This is a genomic window from Micromonospora sp. IBHARD003 (genome assembly GCF_056106285.1).
In genome coordinates this window covers 5,136,643-5,156,670 of sequence record NZ_JBWBBX010000001.1, presented here as the reverse complement: position 1 = coordinate 5,156,670, position 20,028 = coordinate 5,136,643, and the positions used below count along the sequence as shown (strand labels likewise).

Sequence of the window (20,028 nt, the reverse complement as noted above, 5' to 3'; positions counted from 1 at the left end):
CCCGATGGGGCCGGACGAGCGACAACCGGCCCGGGCGGCACGACCATTCAGCGGATCCGGGCCGGTCCGGTTCACGGGGGCCCGCCTCCCGCACGCCGGCCCCGCAACGGCGCCGGCCCCGGGTCCTGGTCAGGACCCGGGGCCGGGGTGATCGGCTGGGATGATCGGCTGGGCGGGGCCTCAGCGTGGCGTGGGCGTCGGGGTGTCGGCCGAGGCGCCCTGCGGGGGCACATTGGACCTACCGGGGCCGCCCCCGAAGGCGTACTCCCGCAGCTTGCGCCACACGGCGTCCGCGCCCTGCTCGTACAGCGCGAAGGAAGCACACGTCCACCGCGCCTCGTAGCCCGCCAGCTCCTCGTACGCCCGGTCCATGGCCTCCTCGGCGATGCCGTGGGCGACGGTCACATGCGGGTGGTACGGGAAGTGCAGCTCCCGGGCCAGCGGACCCGGCTCGTCCCGCACCAGCTGCTGGAGCCGGGTGCAGTCCGCCGCGCCCTCGACGACCTTGACGAAGACGACGGGCGACAGCGGACGGAAGGTGCCGGTCCCGCACAACCGCATCGGGAAGGCCCGCCCGCACGCCGCGACCCGGCCCAGATGGACGTCGACGGACGGCAGCAGCGAGGAGTCGACCTCGGTGGGCGGAAGGAGGGTGACATGCGTGGGAATGCCGTGGGCCGCGGGATCCCCGAAGCCCGCGCGCCGCTCCTGGAGCAGGCTGCCGTAGGGCTCCGGGACCGCGATCGAAACGCCGAGCGTTACGGTCCCCACGTCGTTCTCCCATCCGGGTCGGTGGTCTCTACAGCCGCCAGTGTGACGGCAACGGCGGGCCTCCCGCCAGAGTCCTCGGGCTCAGTGCTTGGCGGGCAGGAAACCCACCCGCTCATAGGTCTGGGCAAGGGTCTCGGCGGCGACCGCCCGGGCCTTCTCCGCGCCCTTGGCGAGGATGGAGTCCAGGGTCTCCGGGTCGTCCAGGTACTCCTGGGTACGGGCCCTGAACGGAGTGACGAAGTCCACCATGACCTCGGCGAGGTCCGTCTTCAGCGCGCCGTAGCCCTTGCCCTCGTAGCTCTGCTCCAGGTCCGCGACGGGCCTGCCGGTGAGGGTGGACAGGATCGTGAGCAGATTGCTGACGCCCGGCTTGTTCTCGGCGTCGAAACGGATCACGGTGTCCGTGTCCGTGACCGCGCTCTTGACCTTCTTCGCCGTCACCTTCGGCTCGTCGAGCAGATTGACCAGACCCTTGGGGTTGGCCGTCGACTTGCTCATCTTGCTCGACGGGTCCTGCAGATCGTAGATCTTCGCCGTCTCCCTGAGGATGTACGGCGACGGGACCGTGAACGTCTGCCCGTACCGGGCGTTGAAGCGCTCGGCCAGATCGCGTGTGAGCTCGATGTGCTGGCGCTGGTCCTCACCGACCGGAACCTCGTTGGCCTGGTACAGGAGGATGTCGGCGACCTGCAGGATCGGATACGTGAACAGGCCGACCGTGGCGCGGTCGGAACCCTGCTTGGCGGACTTGTCCTTGAACTGCGTCATCCGGGAGGCCTCGCCGAAGCCGGTGAGGCAGTTCATCACCCAGCCCAGCTGGGCGTGCTCGGGCACATGGCTCTGGACGAACAGCGTGCAGCGCTCGGGGTCGAGGCCGGCGGCGAGCAGCTGGGCGGCGGCGAGGCGGGTGTTCGCCCGCAGCTCGGCCGGGTCTTGGGGGACCGTGATCGCGTGCAGGTCGACGACCATGTAGAAGGCATCGTGCGTCTCCTGCAGCGCGACCCACTGGCGGACCGCGCCGAGGTAGTTGCCGAGGTGGAACGAGCCCGAAGTGGGCTGGATTCCGGAGAGCACGCGAGGACTGTCAGAGGCCATGTCCAGCATTCTCTCAGGTACGGCGGACAGTCCGGGAACCAATCGGCTGCGCGCGGTGTATCAACGGTGTGAGCATGCGGGAGGGGACCCTGGAGGGGGGCCGCACTCTGACCGTGGTCGACGAGGCAGCGGTGATCGCGCGCGTACGTTCCGGGGAGCCCGAGGCGTATGCGGAGCTGGTGCGCGCATACACACCGGTGGCGCTGCGCGCGGCCGTGGCCTGCGGCGCGGGCGCGGAGGCCGAGGATGTGGTCCAGTCGGCCTTCTTCAAGGCCTACCGGTCGCTCGGCGGTTTCCGCGACGGTTCGTCGTTCAGACCCTGGCTGCTGCGCATCGTCGCCAACGAGACAAGGAACACAGTGCGGTCGGCGGTGCGGATGCGAGCCCTTGCCGGGAGGGAGGCGACGCTGCTCTCCGCCGCCGAACCGCTGATACCGGATTCTGCGGACCCGGCGGCCGCGGCCGTGGCGCAGGAGCGCCGCGACCGGCTGCTGGCCGCGCTGGACACCCTGGGCGAGGAGCAGCGACAGGTCGTGATCCACCGCTATCTGCTGGAGCTCGACGAGGCGGAGACGGCGCAGGCTCTGGGCTGGCCCCGCGGGACGGTCAAGTCGAGGCTGAGCCGCGCGCTGAAGAAGCTGGGACGTCTGCTGGTCGAGGGACCGGACGGGGAGGGAGGTGACAGGCATGGCTGAGCCCCGGCGCGAGCACGAGCCCGAGCACGAGCCGCTGGGGGGACTGCCGGATGAGCTACGGGAGCTGGGGCGCCGGCTGCCGGTGCCGGATGTCGACGGCGCGACGATGGCCGAGCGGGTGCTGGCCCGGATAGTGGCGGAGTCGGTGCCGGTTCCGGTGCAGGTTCCGCGGCGGACGCGCCGGGTGGCGGGCTGGCTCCGTCGGCGGTGGCGCGCGCTGGGCGTCACGCTGTCCGGTGTCCTGGTCGTGCTGGTGCTCACTCCCCCGGTCCGGGCCGCCGTCGCCGACTGGTTCGGGTTCGGCGGTGTCGAGGTGCGTTACCAGCCGGCCGCCACACCTCCGCCCCGGGCGGAGGTGCCCCGGTGCGGCTCGCCGGTGGCACTGGCGGAGGCGACACGGCGAGCCGGCTTCGGGGCGCAGGTGCCCCGGGGGCTGGGCAAGCCGGACGCGGTGTCGGTGGGCGTCACCCCCGGCGGTCACCGGGTGATCAGCCTCTGCTGGTACGAACGGTCCGGGACGATCAGGCTCGACGAGTTCCCGGCCCGGCTGGACCCGGGCTTCGCCAAGCAGGTGCGCGTCCACCCGGAGTGGGTGGAGCTGCCCGGTGAGCGGTATGCGCTCTGGTTCGCCGAGGCCCATGTCCTGCGGCTCCCGCTCACCGATGAGAGCGGACGGCAGCGGATCGAGTCGCGGCGCACCGCGGGCCCGACGCTGCTGTGGACGACGGCTGACGGGCGGACGACGCTGCGGCTGGAGGGCGTGTCGGACGCCGCCCGGGCCGAGGAGATCGCGGAATCCACCCCGTGAGATCCCGTGAGGGCCTCGGGTTCCTTGCCGGGGATCCGGCGCCGGGACTCCGGCTGGGGGAATCCGGTGGGGGCGGCGCCCGGGGTCCGGTGGGAGCGGGTGGGATCGGCAGGGATCCGGTGCCGCGGATCGGGAACCTGACCGGGTCGGGCGGTGTATCAGAAGTGACGCTGAAGCGGTGTGGAAGGGCCGTACCGCACAGGAGCGTCGACAGGGGGAAGCATGCGACTGTTACGGCGACTTGCGGCGCTGATGGCGCTGATGACCATGGCCCTGGGAGCGACCCTGGTCCTTGCTCCGGCCGCTGCGGCCGGGGGCCCGACGAGTGCCCTGATCGTCTCTCCGGCGAGCGCTGAGACGGCCTCGCTCTACTACTCCGCTCCCGAGTACCAGACCCTGACGGATCTGCTGGGCCACGGCTCCTCGGGGGATACGGACCGTCCGCCCTCCCTGGACACGACGAAGGGGGTCCGCCAGATCAAGGTGACCTGGATGGTGCACGACATCGCTCCCTGGCGGGTGGACGAGATCTATCCGTCGGACGACCCGGACACCGTGTGGATACACACGGCGGTCGGGCTGCCGACCTCGTACGACGGCCTGTGGCACAAGGCCGCCCAGCCGGCCGAGCTGACGGCGCTGCTCAGGAAGCTGGGTGTGATGGGCAAGGCGAGCAGCGGCGGCGGAGAGCCCGGCTCTCCGCCGCCCTCGTCCTCGGACGGCAACAGGGCTCCGGCCGCGGCGGCACAGGAGGAGCCGCACGCCGCATCCGCTTCCCCGGCCGGTGACACCACCGGCTGGTGGTGGCTGATACCCGGCCTGGCAGCCGGGGCGCTGCTCGGGGTGCTACAGCGCCCGGTCCTGCTCCGGATCCAGCGCGCACGGTCCCGTGGACGGGGCGGGGAGCGGGATCCGGAGCCGCGGCAACAGCTGCTGGACCTGTAGAGCGCGCCGCCTCGTCTGGAGGGCCTCCCCCTCGGCGGTTGGCCAAGGGCTGTCCCGCACATCCCCGCCGGGCGGGACAGCCCTCAGGCCGGAAGGCCCGGTGCCGGGAAGGCGGCCATCAGCTCCGCGACCTCCGCTCGGACCGTCGCGAGAGCGTCCTCGTCGCCCGACCCGGCCGCGGTGACCCCCCGGTGGATCCACTCGGCGACGGCCGGCATGTGCTCGGCGGTGAGACCGCGGGAGGTGAGGGAAGGCGTGCCGATCCGGATGCCCGAGGGATCGAAGGGCTTACGGGGGTCATAGGGGACGGTGTTGTAGTTGACGACGATCCCGGCGCGGTCCAGCGCCTGTGCCGCGATCTTGCCCGGAACGTCCTGCGGCGTCAGGTCGATCAGGATCAGATGGTTGTCGGTGCCGCCGGAGACCAGCTCGAAGCCGCGGGCGAGGAGTGCGTCCGCGAGAGCCCTGGCATTGGCCACGACCGCGCGCGCGTAGTCGCGGAAGGCGGGCTGGGCCGCCTCGTGCAGGGCGACGGCGATGGCCGCGGTGGTCTGGTTGTGCGGGCCGCCCTGGAGCCCGGGGAAGACCGCCTTGTCGATGGCCTTCGCATGCTCCTCGCGGGACATCAGCATCGCGCCGCGCGGCCCCCGCAGCGTCTTGTGCGTGGTCGTGGAGATCACGTCGGCGTACGGCACCGGCGACGGGTGGGCACCGCCCGCGATCAGACCGGCGATGTGTGCGACATCGGCGACCAGCACCGCACCGGACTCGCGGGCGATCTCCCCGAAGGCGGCGAAGTCGATGGTGCGCGGCAGGGCTGTGCCGCCGCAGAAGATCACCTTCGGCCGCTCCTTGAGGGCCAGTTCGCGCACCTCGTCGAAGTCGATGAGGCCGGTGTCCCTGCGTACCCCGTACTGCACGCCGCGGAACCACTTCCCGGTCGCCGAGACGCCCCAGCCGTGGGTGAGATGGCCGCCCATCGGCAGGGCCATGCCCATCACGGTGTCGCCGGGCTCGGCGAACGCCAGATAGACGGCGAGGTTGGCCGGGGAGCCGGAGTAGGGCTGGACGTTGGCGTGCTCGACGCCGAAGAGCGCCTTGGCGCGGGTGACGGCGAGCCGCTCGACCTGGTCGATGTTCTGCTGGCCCTCGTAGTAGCGGCGCCCGGGATAGCCCTCGCTGTACTTGTTCTGCAGAACGGTGCCGGAGGCTTCCAGCACGGCGTCGGAGACATAGTTCTCGCTGGGGATCAGTCGCAGGGTGGTGGCCTGCAGCTGCTCCTCGGCGCCGACGAGCGCGGCGAGTTCGGGGTCCTGGGCGGTGAGCGCGGGATGGCGGGGCTGAGCGGTGAGCGTCATGGGGTCCTCCGGGCAGGCGGTCGGTGTCCTGGTCCCGGGGTGCGGCCGGTTCCCGCCGGAGGCAGGAACCGCACCGACCGCACCCGCACGGGATATGGCCTAGGTGCCCAGGCGGGCGGCACCTCGTCGGTTCTGCCGCACACGGCTCCCCCGCGGTTCGTTCCGCGTACGCCAGTCGCCGTGCGTACCACCCACCTTACTCATGGCACCCCCGGAGCCCGGTCACCGGCCGCGGGACCGGCAGGACACCGGAAGGTCTTCGGTGAGATCCCCGTAACCCCGTGTTTCTTCACGCGGAGACCGAGCGACGATAGAAAGGGACACCACCACCCGACCCCGGTCGGGGGCCCTCCCGGCGCCCCGGCCCGACGACCCACGCCGCAGGACGAACGGAGAACCCGTGTCTGCTACGGAGAAGGCGATCGCCTCCGCCGAGGCGCACAGCGCCCACAACTACCACCCGCTGCCCGTCGTCATCGCGTCGGCGGACGGCGCGTGGATGACGGATGTTGAGGGCCGCCGCTACCTCGACATGCTCGCCGGGTACTCGGCGCTCAACTTCGGCCACGGCAACCGGCGGCTGATCGACGCCGCCAAGGCACAGCTGGAGCGGGTGACGCTCACGTCCCGGGCGTTCCACCACGACCGGTTCGCCGACTTCTGCAGCCAGCTCGCGGAGCTGTGCGGCATGGAGACGGTGCTGCCGATGAACACCGGGGCGGAAGCGGTGGAGACGGCCGTGAAGACGGCCCGGAAGTGGGGCTACCAGGTCAAGGGCGTCCCTGCGGGCCAAGCGAAGATCGTCGTCGCCGCCAACAACTTCCACGGCCGCACGACCACGATCGTCAGCTTCTCCACGGATCCGGAGGCCCGCGCCGACTTCGGCCCGTACACCCCGGGATTCGAGATCGTCCCCTACGGCGATCTCACCGCGCTGGAGCGGGCCGTCAGCGACAACACGGTGGCCGTGCTGATGGAGCCGATCCAGGGCGAGGCGGGGGTCCTGGTGCCCCCGGCCGGCTATCTCGCGGGCGTGCGGGAGCTGACCCGCGAGCGCAATGTGCTCTTCATCGCCGACGAGATCCAGTCCGGCCTCGGCCGCACCGGCCGCACCTTCGCCTGTGAGCACGAGGGCGTCGTCCCGGACATGTACGTCCTCGGCAAGGCGCTCGGCGGCGGCGTCGTCCCGGTCTCCGCGGTCGTGTCGTCGGCGGAGGTGCTCGGGATCTACCGGCCCGGTGAGCACGGTTCGACGTTCGGTGGCAATCCCCTGGCCTGCGCCGTCGCGCTGGAGGTCATCGGGATGCTGCGTACCGGCGAGTTCCAGCAGCGCGCCGCCGAACTGGGCGAGCATCTGCACCACGAGCTGGGGCTCCTCGTCGGCGGGGGCGCCGTCGAGGCGGTGCGCGGGCGCGGGCTGTGGGCCGGGGTCGACATCGCCCCGTCGCACGGCACCGGCAGGGAGATCTCCGAGAAGCTCATGGACCGGGGCGTGCTGGTGAAGGACACCCACGGTTCCACGATCCGGATCGCGCCTCCGTTGGTGATCAGCAAGGAGGACCTGGACTGGGGCCTCGACCAGCTGCGCACCGTGCTGGCCGGGGACTAAGAGGCTAGTGCTGTGGCCGGATAGGTTTGCCGGGAAGCTCGCGGCGTCCGGTGCGGTGGATCGCCAGGCGGAGAATCGGCCTTGTACTGGATGTACTTGGGTGACTCGACAACGCAGCGAGGCGCCGTGCAGGGCGCCGCGAGCCGGTGAACCTATCCGGTCACGGCACTAGGGCGCTGATAGCGCTGTGACCGGATCCGCCGGTCGTCCGCGGAAGGCGCGCGGGCGACCGGCGGCTGCCGGCATCGCGATCACGTGCCCTGCGCCGGGTTCCTCAGCACCTCGATCAGACTGGCGTAGCTGTCGGAGCCGTGTCCCGCGGCCTTCGCCCGCTGCATCGCGGTCCTCAGCAGCTCGGGCAGGGCGTTGTCGACACCCCGGCGTGCCGCGGCGTGGATGAGATGGTCGATGGCAGCGATCTGCACGTCGACGGTGGCGTCGTCGCCCGGGTATCGGCCGGCGTCCACTTGGGGGGCGTAGGTGGTCAGGAACCCGGCCACCGCCGTCAGCCATCGGACGGCGACGGGGGTGAACTCCGTGGCAGGTGTCTTGTCCGCGCCGACCAGTGCGGCACCGTGCAGCCAGCCGGTCATGGTCGCCCACATCAAGCCGAGGAGCGCCGCGTCGTACAGGGAGGCCAAGCCGGGGTCCGAGCCCAGGTAGAGGGGATCGCCCAGGGCCTCGAGGGTCGGGCGGTGGGTTTCGAACACGGTGGGCGAGCCACTGTAGAGGAACATCATCTCGGGGCTCCCCACGCCGGGAGGGGTGGTCATGATCGCGCCGTCGAGGTAGTCGATACCGTGGGACCGGGCCCAGGTGACGGCCTCGTGAGCCTGCTCCGGCGAGCCCGAAGTGAGATTGACCAGGGCCTTCCCCGCGAGAGCGTCGGCGACGGGGTCGAGGACGGAATGCAGGGCGTCGTAGTCGAGCACGCAGGCGATGACGACCTGGCTCGCCGAAATCGCCTCCTCGGGGGTCGCGGCCGGCCGGGCACCGCGGTCGATCAGTGGCTGCGCCCTGGACGCCGTGCGGTTCCACACGGTGAGCGGGTGTCCACGGTCCAGCAGGGCGGCGGCGAGCGCGGAGCCCATCGCGCCCAGCCCCATGACGGTTATGGCCTGTCGGTCGCCAGTCATGTCACAACTCCTTTGAGATCACCACGTGTTGGTCGATCACGTCATGACCACGCTCGCAGCGCCCGGCGAACGAGGACAGTGACACCGGTGACGGCTGCCACCAATTTCCTGCCATACCATTCGGGATCATGGGTGCCGGATCTGTCGCCGTCGTCGTGAGCGGGGAACTGACCGTCCCCTCCTGGGATCTCTATGAGCTGAGCATTCCGTGCACCGTCTTCGGCAAGCCGCAGTCCGACCTGGCCGACCCCTGGTACGAGTTGCGGCTGTGCGGCACCGAAGGCCGTGCGCAGGACGGCGCGCTCTCGGGATCGGGCCTCTCGCTGCGGACGAGCCACGGGCTCGACGACCTCGCCGGCGCCGACACGGTGATCGTGCCCTCCGTACCCGACTCGTGCGTGGACGAGGGCGCACCGCTGCCGCGGGACCTGATCACCGCCCTGCGCGGCGCCTACGACGCGGGAGCCCGCATGGTCTCCCTGTGCACCGGCGCCTTCGCGCTCGCCGAGGCCGGTCTGCTCGACGGACGCCGCGCCACGGCCCACTGGATGCACACCGCGCAACTGGCCGAGCGTTACCCGAAGGTCCACGTCGACGACTCCGTGCTGTACGTGGACGACGGCGACGTGCTCACCAGCGCCGGGCTCACCGCCGGTCTCGACCTGTGCCTGCATCTGGTGCGGCGCGACCTCGGTGCGCACGTCGCCAACCAGCTGGCGCGCCGGATGGTCGTTCCCGCCCATCGTCCCGGCGGCCAGGCACAGTTCATCGACCTGTCGGTACCGGAGACCGACGACCGGGGACTCGCGCCGGTACTGGAATGGGCCCGGGCCCATCTGGACCAGCCGTTGACGGTCGACGAGCTGGCACGGAGGGCGGCGATGAGTCCGCGGACGTTCTACCGGCGCCTTCGGGCCGCCACGGGGACGACTCCCCTTCGGTGGCTCCTCGATCAGCGGCTGGGACGGGCCCGGATGCTGCTGGAGTCCACGGACCTCCCGGTCGAGAAGGTCGGGGAGCTGAGCGGCCTCGGCACGGCGAACAACCTTCGGCACCACTTCCTCAAGCAGGTGGGGGTGTCGCCGAGCGACTACCGGCGGGCGTTCCCCTGTTCGGACGTGGCGGTTCGGTGACGTTGCGCGGCAGGGCAGGGCCGGTGGGGTGAGCCCGGTGGCCCCGGTCCGGCGGAGGTGAGCCCGGTGGCCGCGATCCCATGGGGTGAGCCCGGTGGCGGCGATCCCATGGGGTGAGCCCGGTGGCGGCGGGCCCCCGGACCACCCCCGCAGTCCAGGGACCCTCCGCCGTGGCCGGCCCGCCGGCACCGCGCGGGCCTGCCACGCACGGCAGGGCCCGCGCGGACCGCGCAGGGCGGCCGGACGCGCGGGCCCCGGAGCTCAGGGCGTCAGAGGATCACATGCGGGATGAAGCGGGCGTACTCGTCCGTGACGAGTCCCGCCGACTCGCGGATGCCCAGCCCCGCCGCCTCGTTCTCGACGACCCAGGCGCCGAGGACGACCCGGTTCCCCCCGGAGCCGTCGGCCGTGGGCGGCCCCAGATCCGGCAGCGGAGCGAGCTCCTGGTAGCAGCAGGGCTCTTCCCGCACCACCGGGTCCGCGCCCGGCTCGTGGATGGTGACGCCCGCGCCCTCGCGGCCCAGCAGCGGTTTGGCCACGTAGCCGGTGGTCCCCGCCAGTTCGCGCGGCCCGTCGAGATAGGCGGGGAGCAGATTCGGATGCCCCGGGTACAGCTCCCACAGCACGGCGAGCAGCGCCTTGTTGGAGAGCAGCATCTTCCAGGCGGGCTCGATCCAGCAGGTGGTGCCCGTGCCGCCGCCGTTGTCCAGGGTGTCCAGGACGTGGGGGCCGAAGCGGTCGGTGGCCAGCCACTCCCAGGGGTACAGCTTGAAGCAGCTGCGGATGAAACGGAGCCGGTCGTCCACGAACCGACCGGAGAGCCGGTCCCAGCCGATCCGCTCGACCGACAGCGCCTCGGTCCTCAGTCCGGCCTGCTGGGCGGTCTCGCGGAGGTACGCGACCGTCATCAGGTCCTCGCCGAGCTCGTCTCCGTCGGAGTGCACGAAGTGCACCGGACCGGGCGGCAGCAGCGGGGCCTGCCGCTTCCAGGCGTCCACGAGCCGCTCGTGCAGGGAGTTCCACTGGTCGGCTCCCGGGAAGCGCTCCTCCATCCAGAACCACTGGGGGCTCGCGGCCTCCACCAGCGAGGTGGGGGTGTCGGCGTTGTACTCCAGCATCTTCGCCGGGCCGGTCCCGTCGTAGCGCAGGTCGAACCGTCCGTAGAGGGAGGGCAGTTCGGCACGGCGGCGCCAGGAAGCGGCGACCCGCCTCGCCAGCCGGCGGTCGGTGATGCCGAGGTCGGCGAAGCGGTCCTGCTCCACGATGTGCTCGGCCGCGGCCAGGCACATGGCGTGCAGTTCCTCGACGACCTCCTCCAGCGCCTCGACCTCGGGCAGGGAGAACTCGTAGTAGACGCTCTCGTCCCAGTACGGACGCAGCGATCCGTCCGGGTAGCGGGTGAGCGGATAGATGAGGCCCTGCTCCTCGACCGTCTGCTGCCAGCCGGGGCGCGGTTCGGTGGTGTGACGTTTCATCGGTGCGCGACCGTCCTGGCTCAGCCGCCGCTGGAGTGGGAGGAGCCGAAGCCGCCGGTGTCGACGGCCGACTTGTCGAAGCTGCCGCCGGACACCCTGCCGCTGCTGCCGACGCTGCCCCCGTAGTAGTAGCGGCCGTGGCCGCCGCTGCCGGAGCCGCCGTCGTCATCGCACTCGTAGTCGGGCAGGGTCTCGTAGGTCACCGGATCGATACACCGCTCGTCCGGTTCCGAGCCGCAGGACGTGAGCGTCGCCGCGAGCACCCCCATACCGCCGAGCACGACCGTGCCCGACCTCAGCCTGCGCCGCGCCATCTCCTCGGCCTCCCCGTCTTCGTCTTCGTCTACATCAAGCCAGCCAATGAACCGCCGCACACATTAGATGGCCGTGCCGCGTGGCCGTAAGCCCGGTCCACGAAGCCTCCCCACCTAGAGTCGTTTTGTGTTCTTCGGGATGATCTGCGCGATTGCCTCGTCGGTCTGTTACGGGCTGGCCACCGTCTTCCAAGCCGTCGCGGCCCGGGCGGTGGCCGACCCGGGCGCGCCGGCGTCCGGGGTGGACACGGCACTCTTCCTGCGGGCGGTGCGGCAGTGGCGCTATCTCGTCGGCCTCACGCTGGACGGAGTGGGCTTCGCGCTCCAGATCATGGCGCTGCGGCTGATCCCGATCTACGCCGTGAGTGCGGCCCTGGCCGCGAGCCTCGCGGTGACGGCCGTGGCGGCGACACGGATGCTGTCGGTGCGGCTCACCCGGATCGAATGGGCCGCGGTGGCCGTGGTCTGCCTCGGCCTCGGGATGCTGGGGCTTGCCTCCGGCCCGGAGGGCAGCACGCCCCCGCCGCCCGCCCTGAAGTGGGTGCTGCTCGGCACGGCGGTCGCGGTCCTGCTGATCGGCGCGGCGGCAGGCCGGCTGCCGGGCCGCGCGCGGGCGCTGGCGCTGGGCATGGGCGCGGGCATCGGCTTCGGGGTGCCGGAAGTGGCGGTACGGCTGCTGGACTCGGTCGACTTCACCAGTGCGGCGCTCTACGCGCTTCTGCTCGGCGGCGCCGCGGCCTTCCTGCTGCTCACCTCCGCCTTCGCCCGCGGATCGGTGACCACGGCGACGGCGGGCCTGGTCCTCACCGAGACCTTGCTGCCGTCGGCGGTCGGGGTCGTCTGGCTGGGCGACCGGACCCGCGAGGGCCTGGCCTGGCTGGCCGTGACCGGCTTCGTGATCTCGGTGGCGGGGGCACTGGCACTGGCCCGCTTCGGCGAACTGCCGGAGCCCGAGTCGGTACGCCAGTCGCCGCCCTGACGGGTCCGTTGCGGCTGGTTACGGCCCGGCGGCACGGCTCAACGCGTACGAGCGGGCGCGCCCGGCGCAGTGGGGGGTGCTCCGGGATCGCCCGCTCGTGCGGTCGTGCAGTCGTGCGGTCAGGCAGTCGCTACTTCGCCGTCACTACTTCTTCGGGAGCCAGGCCTTCCAGGTGGCCTCGTTCTCCTTGACCCACTTCTGCGCCGCGGCGTCCGGCGACAGCTTCTGGTCCGCGATCATCAGCGCGACCTGGTTCTGCTGGTCCGTCGTCCACTTGAAGTTCTTCAGGAACTGAGCTGCCTCGCCGCCGTTCTTGGCGAAGTCGGCGTTGAAGAACTTCTGCAGCGGGGTGTGCGGATAGGCGCAGGCGACCTTCTTCGGGTCCGCGTCGCAACCCGCCTTGTACTCGGGCAGCTTGACCTCGACCATGTCGATCTGGGCGTTCAGCCACTGCGGAGTCCACCAGTACGTCAGGAAGGGCTTCTTCTCCTTGGCGTACTTCTTGATCGCCGTGATCTGGGCCGCCTCGGAACCCGCGTAGTTGGTCTTCAGGTCCAGCTTCAGGTTGCCGATGATGGCGTCGTCGTTGGTGACGTAGTCGGGCGAGCCCTCCAGCAGCTCGCCCTTGTCGCCGCTCTCCGCCGTTCTGAACTCCTTGGCGTACTTGTTGAGGTTCTTCCAGTCGGTGACGTCGGGGTGCTGGTCCGCGAAGTACTTCGGCACGTACCAGCCGATGTGGCCGGTGACGCCGAGGTCGCCGCCCTTGACGACGGTCTTCTTCGTCTCGACGTACTGCTTCTCCTCCTTCGGGTGACCCCAGTCCTCCATCACCGCGTCGATGTCGCCCTTGGACAGCGCGTCCCAGGCCAGCACCTCGCCCATCTGCTGGGTCTTGACCGTGTAGCCGAGCTCCTTCTCGAGGATGTGCTTGGCCACGGCCACGTTGGCCTGGGCGCCGACCCAGGAGGGGACGGTCATCGTCACGGTCTTCTTGCCGCCGACATCGTTGCTCTTGCCGGTCTCGGCGGCGCCGCAGGCGGTGAGCGAGAGGACTCCGACGGCCCCGACGACCGCGGTGGCGGCGCGCAGAGTGCGGGCAGTACTCAGGTTTCGAACGGTACGCATGGTGCTCCTGTCAGAACGAGAGGTAGGGGGTCAGCGGTGCTTGCGGCCGGTACGCGCCGCAGGCTGGGAAATCCGGTCCAGGACGAGCCCCAGGCAGACGATCGCGATTCCGGCCGTCATACCGACGCCCATCTCGCCCCGGGACAGGCCCTTCACGACGTCGTAACCGAGCGCCCCGCCACCGACGAGACCGCCGACGACGACCACGGCCAGCACCAGCACCACGCCCTGGTTGACGGCGAGTTGCAGGGCCGGACGGGCCAGCGGGAGCTGGACTCCGAAGAGTTGCTGGCGGGCGGAGGAACCCAGCGATCGGGAGGCCTCCATCGCGGCCGGGTCGACCTCGCGCAGCCCCTGGGTGGTGATACGGACGACCGCGGGCAGCGCGTACACGACCGCGGCGACGATCGCCGAGGTACGGGTGGCGCCGAAGAGCGCGACGACCGGGATCAGGTACACGAACTGGGGCATCGTCTGCATGGCGTCCAGCAGCGGACGCAGCAGCCGCTCCAGCCAGCCGGCCCGTGCGCTCAGCACTCCCACGAGGAAGCCCAGCACCAGGGTGACCACCAGCGCCGCCAGCACCTGGGACAGCGTGTCCAGGGACCTGGCCCAGACACCGAGGGCACCGATGGCGGCCATCGCGCCCGTGGCCGTCAGCGCGGAGGCCCAGCTGCCGACCAGCCAGGCCACGGCGGCCACGAGCAGCAGCACCGACCACCAGGGCAGCCACACCAGCGTGTCGCGCAGCGGGTTGAGGATCCAGAGCGTGAACTCGCGGGCCCAGACCTCGAGGAAGGCCAGGTTCTCGGTGATCCACTCCTGGGCCTTGTTGACCGGGGTGGAGATCTCGTACGTCCATGCCTCGGGCCAGGTGGTCGTACGCACCGCGGCGGCCGCGACCACACCCACGGCGACGAGCGCCCAGGCGCGTCCGCCGTGCAGCCAGCCGCCGCCCGGGGCCGTCGCCGCCATACGGTCGCCCGCGGCCGCCGTCGTACGGTCCAGCCAGATCGCGATGAGCACGATCGGGACGCCCGCGGCGAAGGCCTTGCCGACGTCCGTCGTGGACAGCGCCGAGTACACCTCCTCGCCGAGGCCGCCGGCGCCGACGAGCGCGGCGATGACGACCATCGACAGAGCCATCATGATCGTCTGGTTGAGTCCGAGCAGCATCTGCTTGCGCGCGAGCGGCAGCCGGGCCGTCCACAGCCGCTGCCAGGCGTTCGCACCGAGCGACTCGGCCGCCTCCAGGGCTCCGGGGTCGGCGCCGCGCAGTCCGAGCGCGGTGAGCCGGGCCATCGGCGGGGCCGCGTAGATGACCGTGCAGAACAGCGCGGCGGGCGTACCCGTGCCGAAGACCAGCACGAACGGCAGCAGATAGGCGAAGGCGGGCAGCACCTGCATGGTGTCCAGCACCGGCCGCAGGGCCCGGTCGAAGCGGTCGAAGACCCCGGCCAGCAGCCCGATCAGCACGCCGAGCAGCGCGGCCACCCCCACGGACACCACCATCAGCGCGATGGTGAGCAGCGTCGCGTCCCACATGCCGAGCAGACCGCACACGGCGAAGGCGCCGAGCGCGGTCAGCGCGACCCGTGCGCCGCGTACTCCGAGTCCGGCGGCCCGCCAGGCGACGAGTACGCCGGCGGTGACGACCCCGAGCCAGCCCAGTGCGTCCAGCAGCTGGTACACGCCGTTGACCGCTTCGGTCGCCGTGTTGGACAGGTGCAGCAGGAAGTAGAGGAACAGCGGGTGGGTGTCGCGGTTGTCGACGACCCACTTGTTGGCGTCGTCGAGCGGCCCCGAGATGTCGACGGTCAGCCCGGAGGGCCAGCCCCCGCCGCCGAGCAGCACGGAGCCGAGCACGACGAGCACGGCCAGCGCGCCGGCGCCCGCCACCAGTGCGCGACGGCGCCGGACGAACTCGCCCAGTCCGCCGGGCCGCTCGGGTGCTCCGGTTCTGGCTTCGGGTGTCTTGGACACCGCGTCCACGGTGACGCTCATCCGCACCACCTCGCATTCCGGGTCACGGCGGCGCGTGGCGCCGGCCGGAGCCCGGTCGTCCCGAGTGTGTCCTGGCGCCTCATGCCGCCACCTCCTTCACCGGGGTGCCCGCCACCACGGCGAGCAGCGCCGCGTGGTCGACGATGCCGATACAGCGGCCCTCGTCCACCACCCGGGCCGGCAAGCCCACCCGGGCGACCGCTTCGATGGCCTCGGAGACGGTGGCGTCGGGTGACACCGCGGGACCGGCTTCGGTCTCCCCGGCGTCGCTCGCGGGGCGCATCGCCGTGCGGACCGTCATGACCTGCTCGCGCGGAACGTCGCGGACGAAGTCCCGTACGTAGTCGTCGGCGGGCGAGCCGACGATCTCCTCGGGCGTCCCGAGCTGCACGATCCGGCCGTCCCGCATCAGCGCGATCCGGTCGCCGAGGCGCAGCGCCTCGCTCAGGTCGTGGGTGATGAAGACCATCGTGCGGCCCTCCTCGCGGTGCAGCCGGACGACCTCGTCCTGCATATCGCGGCGGATCAGCGGGTCCAGCGCGCTGAACGGCTCGTCGAAGAGCAGCACCTCGGGGTCGACGGCGAGCGCCCTGGCCAGGCCGACGCGCTGCTGCTGGCCGCCGGAGAGCTGTGCCGGCCTGCGGTGCTCCATGCCTTCCAGGCCGACCTTCGCGACGAACTCGGCGGCTTTCGCGCGCCGTGCGGACCGGCCGACGCCCTGGATCTCGAGTCCGTAGGCGACGTTGTCGAGCACGGACCGGTGCGGCAGCAGTCCGAAGTGCTGGAAGACCATCGAAGCCCGGTGCCTGCGCAGTTCACGCAGGCGTGCCTTGTCCATCGACAGCACGTCCTCGCCGTCGATCGCGATCGAACCGGATGTCGGCTCGATCAGCCGGGTCAGACAGCGGACGAGGGTCGACTTGCCGGAGCCGGACAGGCCCATGACGACGAACACCTCGCCGCGGCGGACGTCGAAGCTCACATCGTGTACGGCCGCCGTGCAGCCGGTGCGTTCACGCAGCTCGGTGGGGTCCAGGGCGGCGAGCTCCGCCGACTGCGGGACGCGCTGCGCCTTCGGCCCGAAGACCTTCCACAGGTCGCGTACCGCGAAGACCGGGGACTCGGTGGATGCGGTGGATGCGGCCGCTGCGTTCGCTGCGTTCGCTGCCTTCGACGCGGTCGTCCCGCTCGCTTCGGTTGTTTCGGTCATCGGGTCTCACTCCCCGTTTCCTTCAGCAGTTCGGCACATTTCTCGCCCACCATCAGGACCCCGATCATCGGGTTCACGGCCGGCATGGTCGGGAAGACGGACGCGTCCGCGATGCGGACACCTTCAAGACCGCGAATCTTCAAGTCTGGTTCCACAACGGCGAGTTCATCAGTGGGCGAACCCATTCGGCAGGTGCCTGCCGGGTGGTAGACGGTGTGCGCGACCTTGCGCGCGTACTCGCTCAGCTCCTCGTCGCCCGTGACCTCGGGCCCCGGGCACACCTCCCGCTTCAGCCAGTCCGCGAGGGGCGCCGTCCGGGCGATCTCACGGGCGAGGCGGATGCCGTCGACGAGCGTGCGCCCGTCGTAGTCGTCCTCGTCCGTGAAGTAGTGGAAGTCGAGCGCGGGCTTGACCTCCGGGTCGGCACTGGTGAGGTAGAGACGGCCGCGGCTGCGGGGCTTGGGGATGTTCGGGGTCATCGACACTCCGTACGGCGGGCGTTCGTAGCCGAGCCGCTCCGGGTTGTCGGTGAAGGGGATCTGGTAGAAGTGGAACATCAGGTCGGGGCCCTGGTGTTCGGGGTCCCTGCGCACGAACAGACCGGCGTCGGAGTCCATCGCCGAGTTCTCGGGAATGGGCCCGTGGGTCTCCCAGACGATCACCGACTCGGGGTGGTCGAGCAGGTTCTCGCCGACGCCCGGCAGATCGCGGACGACGGGGATGCCGAGCGCCTCCAGATCGGACTTGGGCCCGATGCCCGAGTGCATCAGCAGACGCGGGGTGTCGACCGCGCCGGCGCAGACGATCACCTCGCGCCGCGCGGTGACCAGTTGCTCCTCGCCGTCCTTGCTCCGTACCCGGACGCCTGTGGCGCGGGTCCCGTCCAGCTCCAGACGGTACGCCCAGGTCTCCAGCAGGATGGTGAGGTTGGACCGCTCGTCCATCACCGGGTGGAGGTACGCCACCGATGCCGAGGAGCGCTTGTTGTTCTCGGGGTGGTAGGCGAGGTCGAAGAAGCCGACGCCCTCGTCGAAGGGCTTCCGGTTGAAGCCGTCGACCCGGGGGACGTCGAGCGCGGCCTGGGCGGCGTCGACGAAGTCCCGGGCGATGGCGTTACGGTCCGCCTCGTCGACCGGCACGATGTTGTTGAGCAGCCGGTCGTAGTACGGGTCCATCGCGGCCGTGTTCCAGCCGTCGGCCCCGGCCTCGGCCCACTCGTCCCAGTCGGACGGCAGCGGCTTGAAGGCGATGAGGGTGTTGTGCGACGAGCAGCCGCCGAGGACCCTGGCGCGGCTGTGCCGGATGTGGGAGTTGCCGCGGGGCTGTTCGGTCGTCGGGTAGTCGTAGTCCAGCTCGCCGCCGAGGAGCCCCATCCAGCGGCGCAGCGTCAGCACGTCGTCCCGGTCGACATCGCTCGGGCCGCCCTCGATGACGGCGACGCTGACGTCCGGGTCCTCGGTGAGACGGGAGGCGATCACCGAACCGGCGGTACCGCCCCCGACGACGACATAGTCGTACTCACGTATGTGGGTGGTCATAGGTGTGTCGTGCTCCCCGGTCAGCCCGCGAACCAGCGCACGGGGCGCGGGGCGAGGTTCTGATAGATGTGCTTGGTCTCGCGGTACTCGGCGAGCCCCGAGGGGCCGAGCTCCCGGCCGATGCCGGACTTGCCGAAACCGCCCCATTCCGCCTGGGGGAGGTAGGGGTGGAAGTCGTTGATCCAGACCGTTCCGTGGCGCAGCCTTCCGGCGACGCGCCGGGCACGCCCGGGGTCGCCGCTCCAGACGGCGCCGGCGAGGCCGTACTCGGTGTCGTTGGCGAGGTCGACGGCCTCCTCCTCGGTGGTGAAGGTCTCCACGGTGAGGACCGGCCCGAAGATCTCCTCGCGGATGACGCGCATACCGCGGTGGCAGCGGTCGAGGACGGTGGGCCGGTAGAAGAAGCCGGGGCCGTCGGGCCGGGTGCCGCCGGCGCGCAGGACGGCACCTTCCGCCAGTGCGGAGGCGACGTACTCCTCGGTCCTGGCGAGCTGCTGCGCGGACACGAGCGGGCCGCACTCGACGCCCTCGTCGGTGCCGCGGCCGATGCGGATCTTCTCGGCCCGGCGGGCGAGCTCGTCGACGAAGCGCTCGCGCAGGGACTCCTCGACGATCAGCCGGGAACCGGCCGAGCAGACCTGGCCGCTGTGGATGAAGGCCGCGTTCAGGGCCTGGTCGACGGCGGTGTCGAAGCCCTCGCTGGTGGTGCAGGCGTCGGCGAAGACCACGTTCGGGTTCTTGCCGCCGAGCTCCAGGGCGACCTTCTTGACGGTCTCGGCCGCGGCGCGCATGACCTTGGTGCCGCTGACGATGCCGCCGGTGAAGGAGACGAGGTCGACGTCCGGGTGCTCGGCGAGGCGGGCGCCGACGGTGTGGCCCGCGCCGGTGACGATGTTGGCGGCACCGGCGGGAAGCCCGGCCTCCTGGAGCAGGCGGATCAGCGCGACCGTGGTGAGCGGCGTGATCTCGCTGGGCTTGATCACAAAAGTATTTCCCGCGGCGAGCGCCGGGGCGATCTTCCAGCTGGCCTGCAGAAGGGGATAGTTCCAGGGTGTGATCAGCGCGCACACACCCACGGGCTCGTGCACGACGACGCTGTGGATGTCGCTCGAGCCGGCGTCCACGACCCGGCCGGTCTCGTTCACGACGAGATCGGCGAAGTAGCGGAACGCGTCGGCGACGCAGTCGATGTCGACGCGCCCTTCCTCCAGCGTCTTGCCGGCGTCCCGGCTCTCCAGCAGGCCGAGCTCCTCGCGGTCCCGCTGCAGCAGCTCCGCGACCCGCCGCAGCAGTGCGGCACGCTCGGACACCGGGGTGCGGGGCCATACCCCCTGGTCGAACGCGCGGCGCGCGGCGGCGATCGCGGCGTCGGTGTCCTCGGCACCGCCTTCCGCCACTACCGCAAGGGCAGTGGCGTCGACGGGGTCGAGGATCTCTCGCGTGGCTCCGGAGGCGGCTTCACGCCAATCTCCGTCCACGTGGATGGTCAGTTGTACCGACACGTCGCGTTTGGCCTTCCATTCCCTTTATGTCTCTCACCAGCGAAGACCGGTGAGCGGATCGCCTGCCCCGGGGGGTGGAAAGCATGCGCGTCAGCTGGCCGGAAGTGGCCCGACTCACTCCCCTGCTGGGTAAGCGAGAGGGCCGCCGGCGCGGGGGTCGGTGATCGTCGGCGATACCCGTCCGGCCCGAAGGGGGGTTCGCCGATGGGCCGTCCGTCCGAACGGCTGCCTCCCAGCTCCGGGGGCGCATGGTCGCAGCCTCTTGACTTCGGTCATTTCGGGAGGAAACTGGGTAATACACCGGAAAACCTGAGAGAGCCCCACGGATCGG

At 71.0% G+C, this 20,028-nt stretch carries 17 protein-coding genes and 1 riboswitch; of the genes, 6 read left to right on the top strand and 11 right to left on the bottom strand.

Going from position 1 to position 20,028, the window contains the following annotated elements; translation table 11 throughout:
• Nucleotides 1-180: 180 nt before the first annotated feature.
• Together ACTWOL_RS22960 and trpS are read right to left on the bottom strand one after the other, a co-directional pair.
• Nucleotides 181-771, bottom strand: a complete 591-nt coding sequence (locus ACTWOL_RS22960) for a 2'-5' RNA ligase family protein (RefSeq protein ID WP_474298629.1) — start codon at nucleotides 769-771, stop codon at nucleotides 181-183.
• An 81-nt stretch (nucleotides 772-852) separates the two neighbouring features.
• Nucleotides 853-1,866, bottom strand: a complete 1,014-nt coding sequence (gene trpS, locus ACTWOL_RS22955) for a tryptophan--tRNA ligase (RefSeq protein ID WP_474298628.1) — start codon at nucleotides 1,864-1,866, stop codon at nucleotides 853-855.
• 74 nt (nucleotides 1,867-1,940) lie between these two features.
• Between trpS and ACTWOL_RS22950 the strand changes: the two genes are divergently transcribed.
• The 3 genes from ACTWOL_RS22950 (at nucleotide 1,941) to ACTWOL_RS22940 (ending at nucleotide 4,314) form a co-directional block, all read left to right on the top strand.
• Nucleotides 1,941-2,561, top strand: coding sequence for an RNA polymerase sigma factor (locus tag ACTWOL_RS22950; RefSeq protein WP_474298627.1), 621 nt, complete (start codon nucleotides 1,941-1,943; stop codon nucleotides 2,559-2,561).
• Nucleotides 2,554-3,369, top strand: coding sequence for a hypothetical protein (locus ACTWOL_RS22945; protein WP_474298626.1), 816 nt, complete (start codon nucleotides 2,554-2,556; stop codon nucleotides 3,367-3,369). Before ACTWOL_RS22950 ends, ACTWOL_RS22945 begins: the two co-directional genes overlap by 8 nt.
• A gap of 222 nt (nucleotides 3,370-3,591) precedes the next feature.
• Nucleotides 3,592-4,314 carry a hypothetical protein gene (locus ACTWOL_RS22940; RefSeq protein WP_474298625.1) on the top strand — a complete coding sequence of 241 codons (723 nt, stop codon included), beginning with the start codon at nucleotides 3,592-3,594 and terminating at the stop codon, nucleotides 4,312-4,314.
• Nucleotides 4,315-4,397: 83 nt separating this feature from the next.
• Here ACTWOL_RS22940 and ACTWOL_RS22935 read toward each other — a convergent pair whose 3' ends face one another.
• Nucleotides 4,398-5,672, bottom strand: coding sequence for a serine hydroxymethyltransferase (locus ACTWOL_RS22935; RefSeq protein ID WP_474298624.1), 1,275 nt, complete (start codon nucleotides 5,670-5,672; stop codon nucleotides 4,398-4,400).
• 98 nt (nucleotides 5,673-5,770) lie between these two features.
• A riboswitch (ZMP/ZTP riboswitch) is annotated at nucleotides 5,771-5,861 on the bottom strand.
• Between the two features lie 211 nt (nucleotides 5,862-6,072).
• On the opposite strand from ACTWOL_RS22935, the gene rocD reads away from it, so the two are divergent.
• A complete protein-coding gene (rocD, locus tag ACTWOL_RS22930) occupies nucleotides 6,073-7,281 on the top strand; it encodes an ornithine--oxo-acid transaminase (RefSeq protein WP_474298623.1) in 1,209 nt (402 codons plus the stop codon).
• A gap of 251 nt (nucleotides 7,282-7,532) precedes the next feature.
• Here the strand turns inward: rocD and ACTWOL_RS22925 are convergent, their stop codons facing one another.
• Nucleotides 7,533-8,417 (bottom strand): NAD(P)-dependent oxidoreductase, encoded by an 885-nt coding sequence (locus ACTWOL_RS22925; protein ID WP_474298622.1) that lies wholly within the window; start codon nucleotides 8,415-8,417, stop codon nucleotides 7,533-7,535.
• A 128-nt stretch (nucleotides 8,418-8,545) separates the two neighbouring features.
• On the opposite strand from ACTWOL_RS22925, the gene ACTWOL_RS22920 reads away from it, so the two are divergent.
• A complete protein-coding gene (locus tag ACTWOL_RS22920) occupies nucleotides 8,546-9,550 on the top strand; it encodes a GlxA family transcriptional regulator (protein ID WP_474298621.1) in 1,005 nt (334 codons plus the stop codon).
• A gap of 269 nt (nucleotides 9,551-9,819) precedes the next feature.
• Here the strand turns inward: ACTWOL_RS22920 and ACTWOL_RS22915 are convergent, their stop codons facing one another.
• Nucleotides 9,820-11,025: a glutathionylspermidine synthase family protein gene (locus tag ACTWOL_RS22915; RefSeq protein WP_474298620.1), complete on the bottom strand. Its 1,206-nt coding sequence runs from the start codon at nucleotides 11,023-11,025 to the stop codon at nucleotides 9,820-9,822.
• Nucleotides 11,026-11,045: 20 nt separating this feature from the next.
• Entirely contained in the window at nucleotides 11,046-11,339 is a 294-nt protein-coding gene (locus tag ACTWOL_RS22910; protein ID WP_474298619.1) for a hypothetical protein, read from the bottom strand.
• Nucleotides 11,340-11,466: 127 nt separating this feature from the next.
• On the opposite strand from ACTWOL_RS22910, the gene ACTWOL_RS22905 reads away from it, so the two are divergent.
• Entirely contained in the window at nucleotides 11,467-12,318 is an 852-nt protein-coding gene (locus ACTWOL_RS22905) for a DMT family protein (RefSeq protein WP_474298618.1), read from the top strand.
• Between the two features lie 144 nt (nucleotides 12,319-12,462).
• Here the strand turns inward: ACTWOL_RS22905 and ACTWOL_RS22900 are convergent, their stop codons facing one another.
• The 5 genes from ACTWOL_RS22900 to ACTWOL_RS22880 all read right to left on the bottom strand — a co-directional run bounded on the left by ACTWOL_RS22900 (nucleotide 12,463) and on the right by ACTWOL_RS22880 (nucleotide 19,679).
• A complete protein-coding gene (locus tag ACTWOL_RS22900; RefSeq protein ID WP_474298617.1) occupies nucleotides 12,463-13,443 on the bottom strand; it encodes an ABC transporter substrate-binding protein in 981 nt (326 codons plus the stop codon).
• A gap of 30 nt (nucleotides 13,444-13,473) precedes the next feature.
• Nucleotides 13,474-15,447, bottom strand: coding sequence for an ABC transporter permease (locus ACTWOL_RS22895; protein WP_474298616.1), 1,974 nt, complete (start codon nucleotides 15,445-15,447; stop codon nucleotides 13,474-13,476).
• 79 nt (nucleotides 15,448-15,526) lie between these two features.
• Nucleotides 15,527-16,657 carry a quaternary amine ABC transporter ATP-binding protein gene (locus ACTWOL_RS22890; RefSeq protein WP_474298615.1) on the bottom strand — a complete coding sequence of 377 codons (1,131 nt, stop codon included), beginning with the start codon at nucleotides 16,655-16,657 and terminating at the stop codon, nucleotides 15,527-15,529.
• Entirely contained in the window at nucleotides 16,654-18,195 is a 1,542-nt protein-coding gene (locus tag ACTWOL_RS22885) for a GMC family oxidoreductase (RefSeq protein WP_474298614.1), read from the bottom strand. The genes ACTWOL_RS22890 and ACTWOL_RS22885 overlap by 4 nt, the downstream gene beginning before the upstream one ends.
• 20 nt (nucleotides 18,196-18,215) lie before the next feature.
• The gene (locus ACTWOL_RS22880; RefSeq protein ID WP_474301238.1) at nucleotides 18,216-19,679 is read right to left on the bottom strand and encodes an aldehyde dehydrogenase family protein; all 1,464 of its coding nucleotides are present in this window, start codon (nucleotides 19,677-19,679) and stop codon (nucleotides 18,216-18,218) included.
• Nucleotides 19,680-20,028 lie beyond the last annotated feature (349 nt).

Excerpts from the sequence above, each read along its gene's own strand:
- ACTWOL_RS22900 (WP_474298617.1), bottom strand. The coding sequence starts at position 13,443 with ATGCGTACCGTTCGAAACCTGAGTACTGCCCGCACTCTGCGCGCCGCC.
- trpS (WP_474298628.1), bottom strand. The coding sequence starts at position 1,866 with ATGGCCTCTGACAGTCCTCGCGTGCTCTCCGGAATCCAGCCCACTTCG.
- ACTWOL_RS22945 (WP_474298626.1), top strand. The coding sequence starts at position 2,554 with ATGGCTGAGCCCCGGCGCGAGCACGAGCCCGAGCACGAGCCGCTGGGG.
- ACTWOL_RS22920 (WP_474298621.1), top strand. The coding sequence starts at position 8,546 with ATGGGTGCCGGATCTGTCGCCGTCGTCGTGAGCGGGGAACTGACCGTC.
- ACTWOL_RS22890 (WP_474298615.1), bottom strand. The coding sequence starts at position 16,657 with ATGACCGAAACAACCGAAGCGAGCGGGACGACCGCGTCGAAGGCAGCG.
- ACTWOL_RS22910 (WP_474298619.1), bottom strand. The coding sequence starts at position 11,339 with ATGGCGCGGCGCAGGCTGAGGTCGGGCACGGTCGTGCTCGGCGGTATG.
- ACTWOL_RS22915 (WP_474298620.1), bottom strand. The coding sequence starts at position 11,025 with ATGAAACGTCACACCACCGAACCGCGCCCCGGCTGGCAGCAGACGGTC.
- ACTWOL_RS22885 (WP_474298614.1), bottom strand. The coding sequence starts at position 18,195 with ATGACCACCCACATACGTGAGTACGACTATGTCGTCGTCGGGGGCGGT.
- ACTWOL_RS22950 (WP_474298627.1), top strand. The coding sequence starts at position 1,941 with ATGCGGGAGGGGACCCTGGAGGGGGGCCGCACTCTGACCGTGGTCGAC.
- ACTWOL_RS22940 (WP_474298625.1), top strand. The coding sequence starts at position 3,592 with ATGCGACTGTTACGGCGACTTGCGGCGCTGATGGCGCTGATGACCATG.
- ACTWOL_RS22935 (WP_474298624.1), bottom strand. The coding sequence starts at position 5,672 with ATGACGCTCACCGCTCAGCCCCGCCATCCCGCGCTCACCGCCCAGGAC.
- ACTWOL_RS22895 (WP_474298616.1), bottom strand. The coding sequence starts at position 15,447 with ATGAGCGTCACCGTGGACGCGGTGTCCAAGACACCCGAAGCCAGAACC.
- ACTWOL_RS22925 (WP_474298622.1), bottom strand. The coding sequence starts at position 8,417 with ATGACTGGCGACCGACAGGCCATAACCGTCATGGGGCTGGGCGCGATG.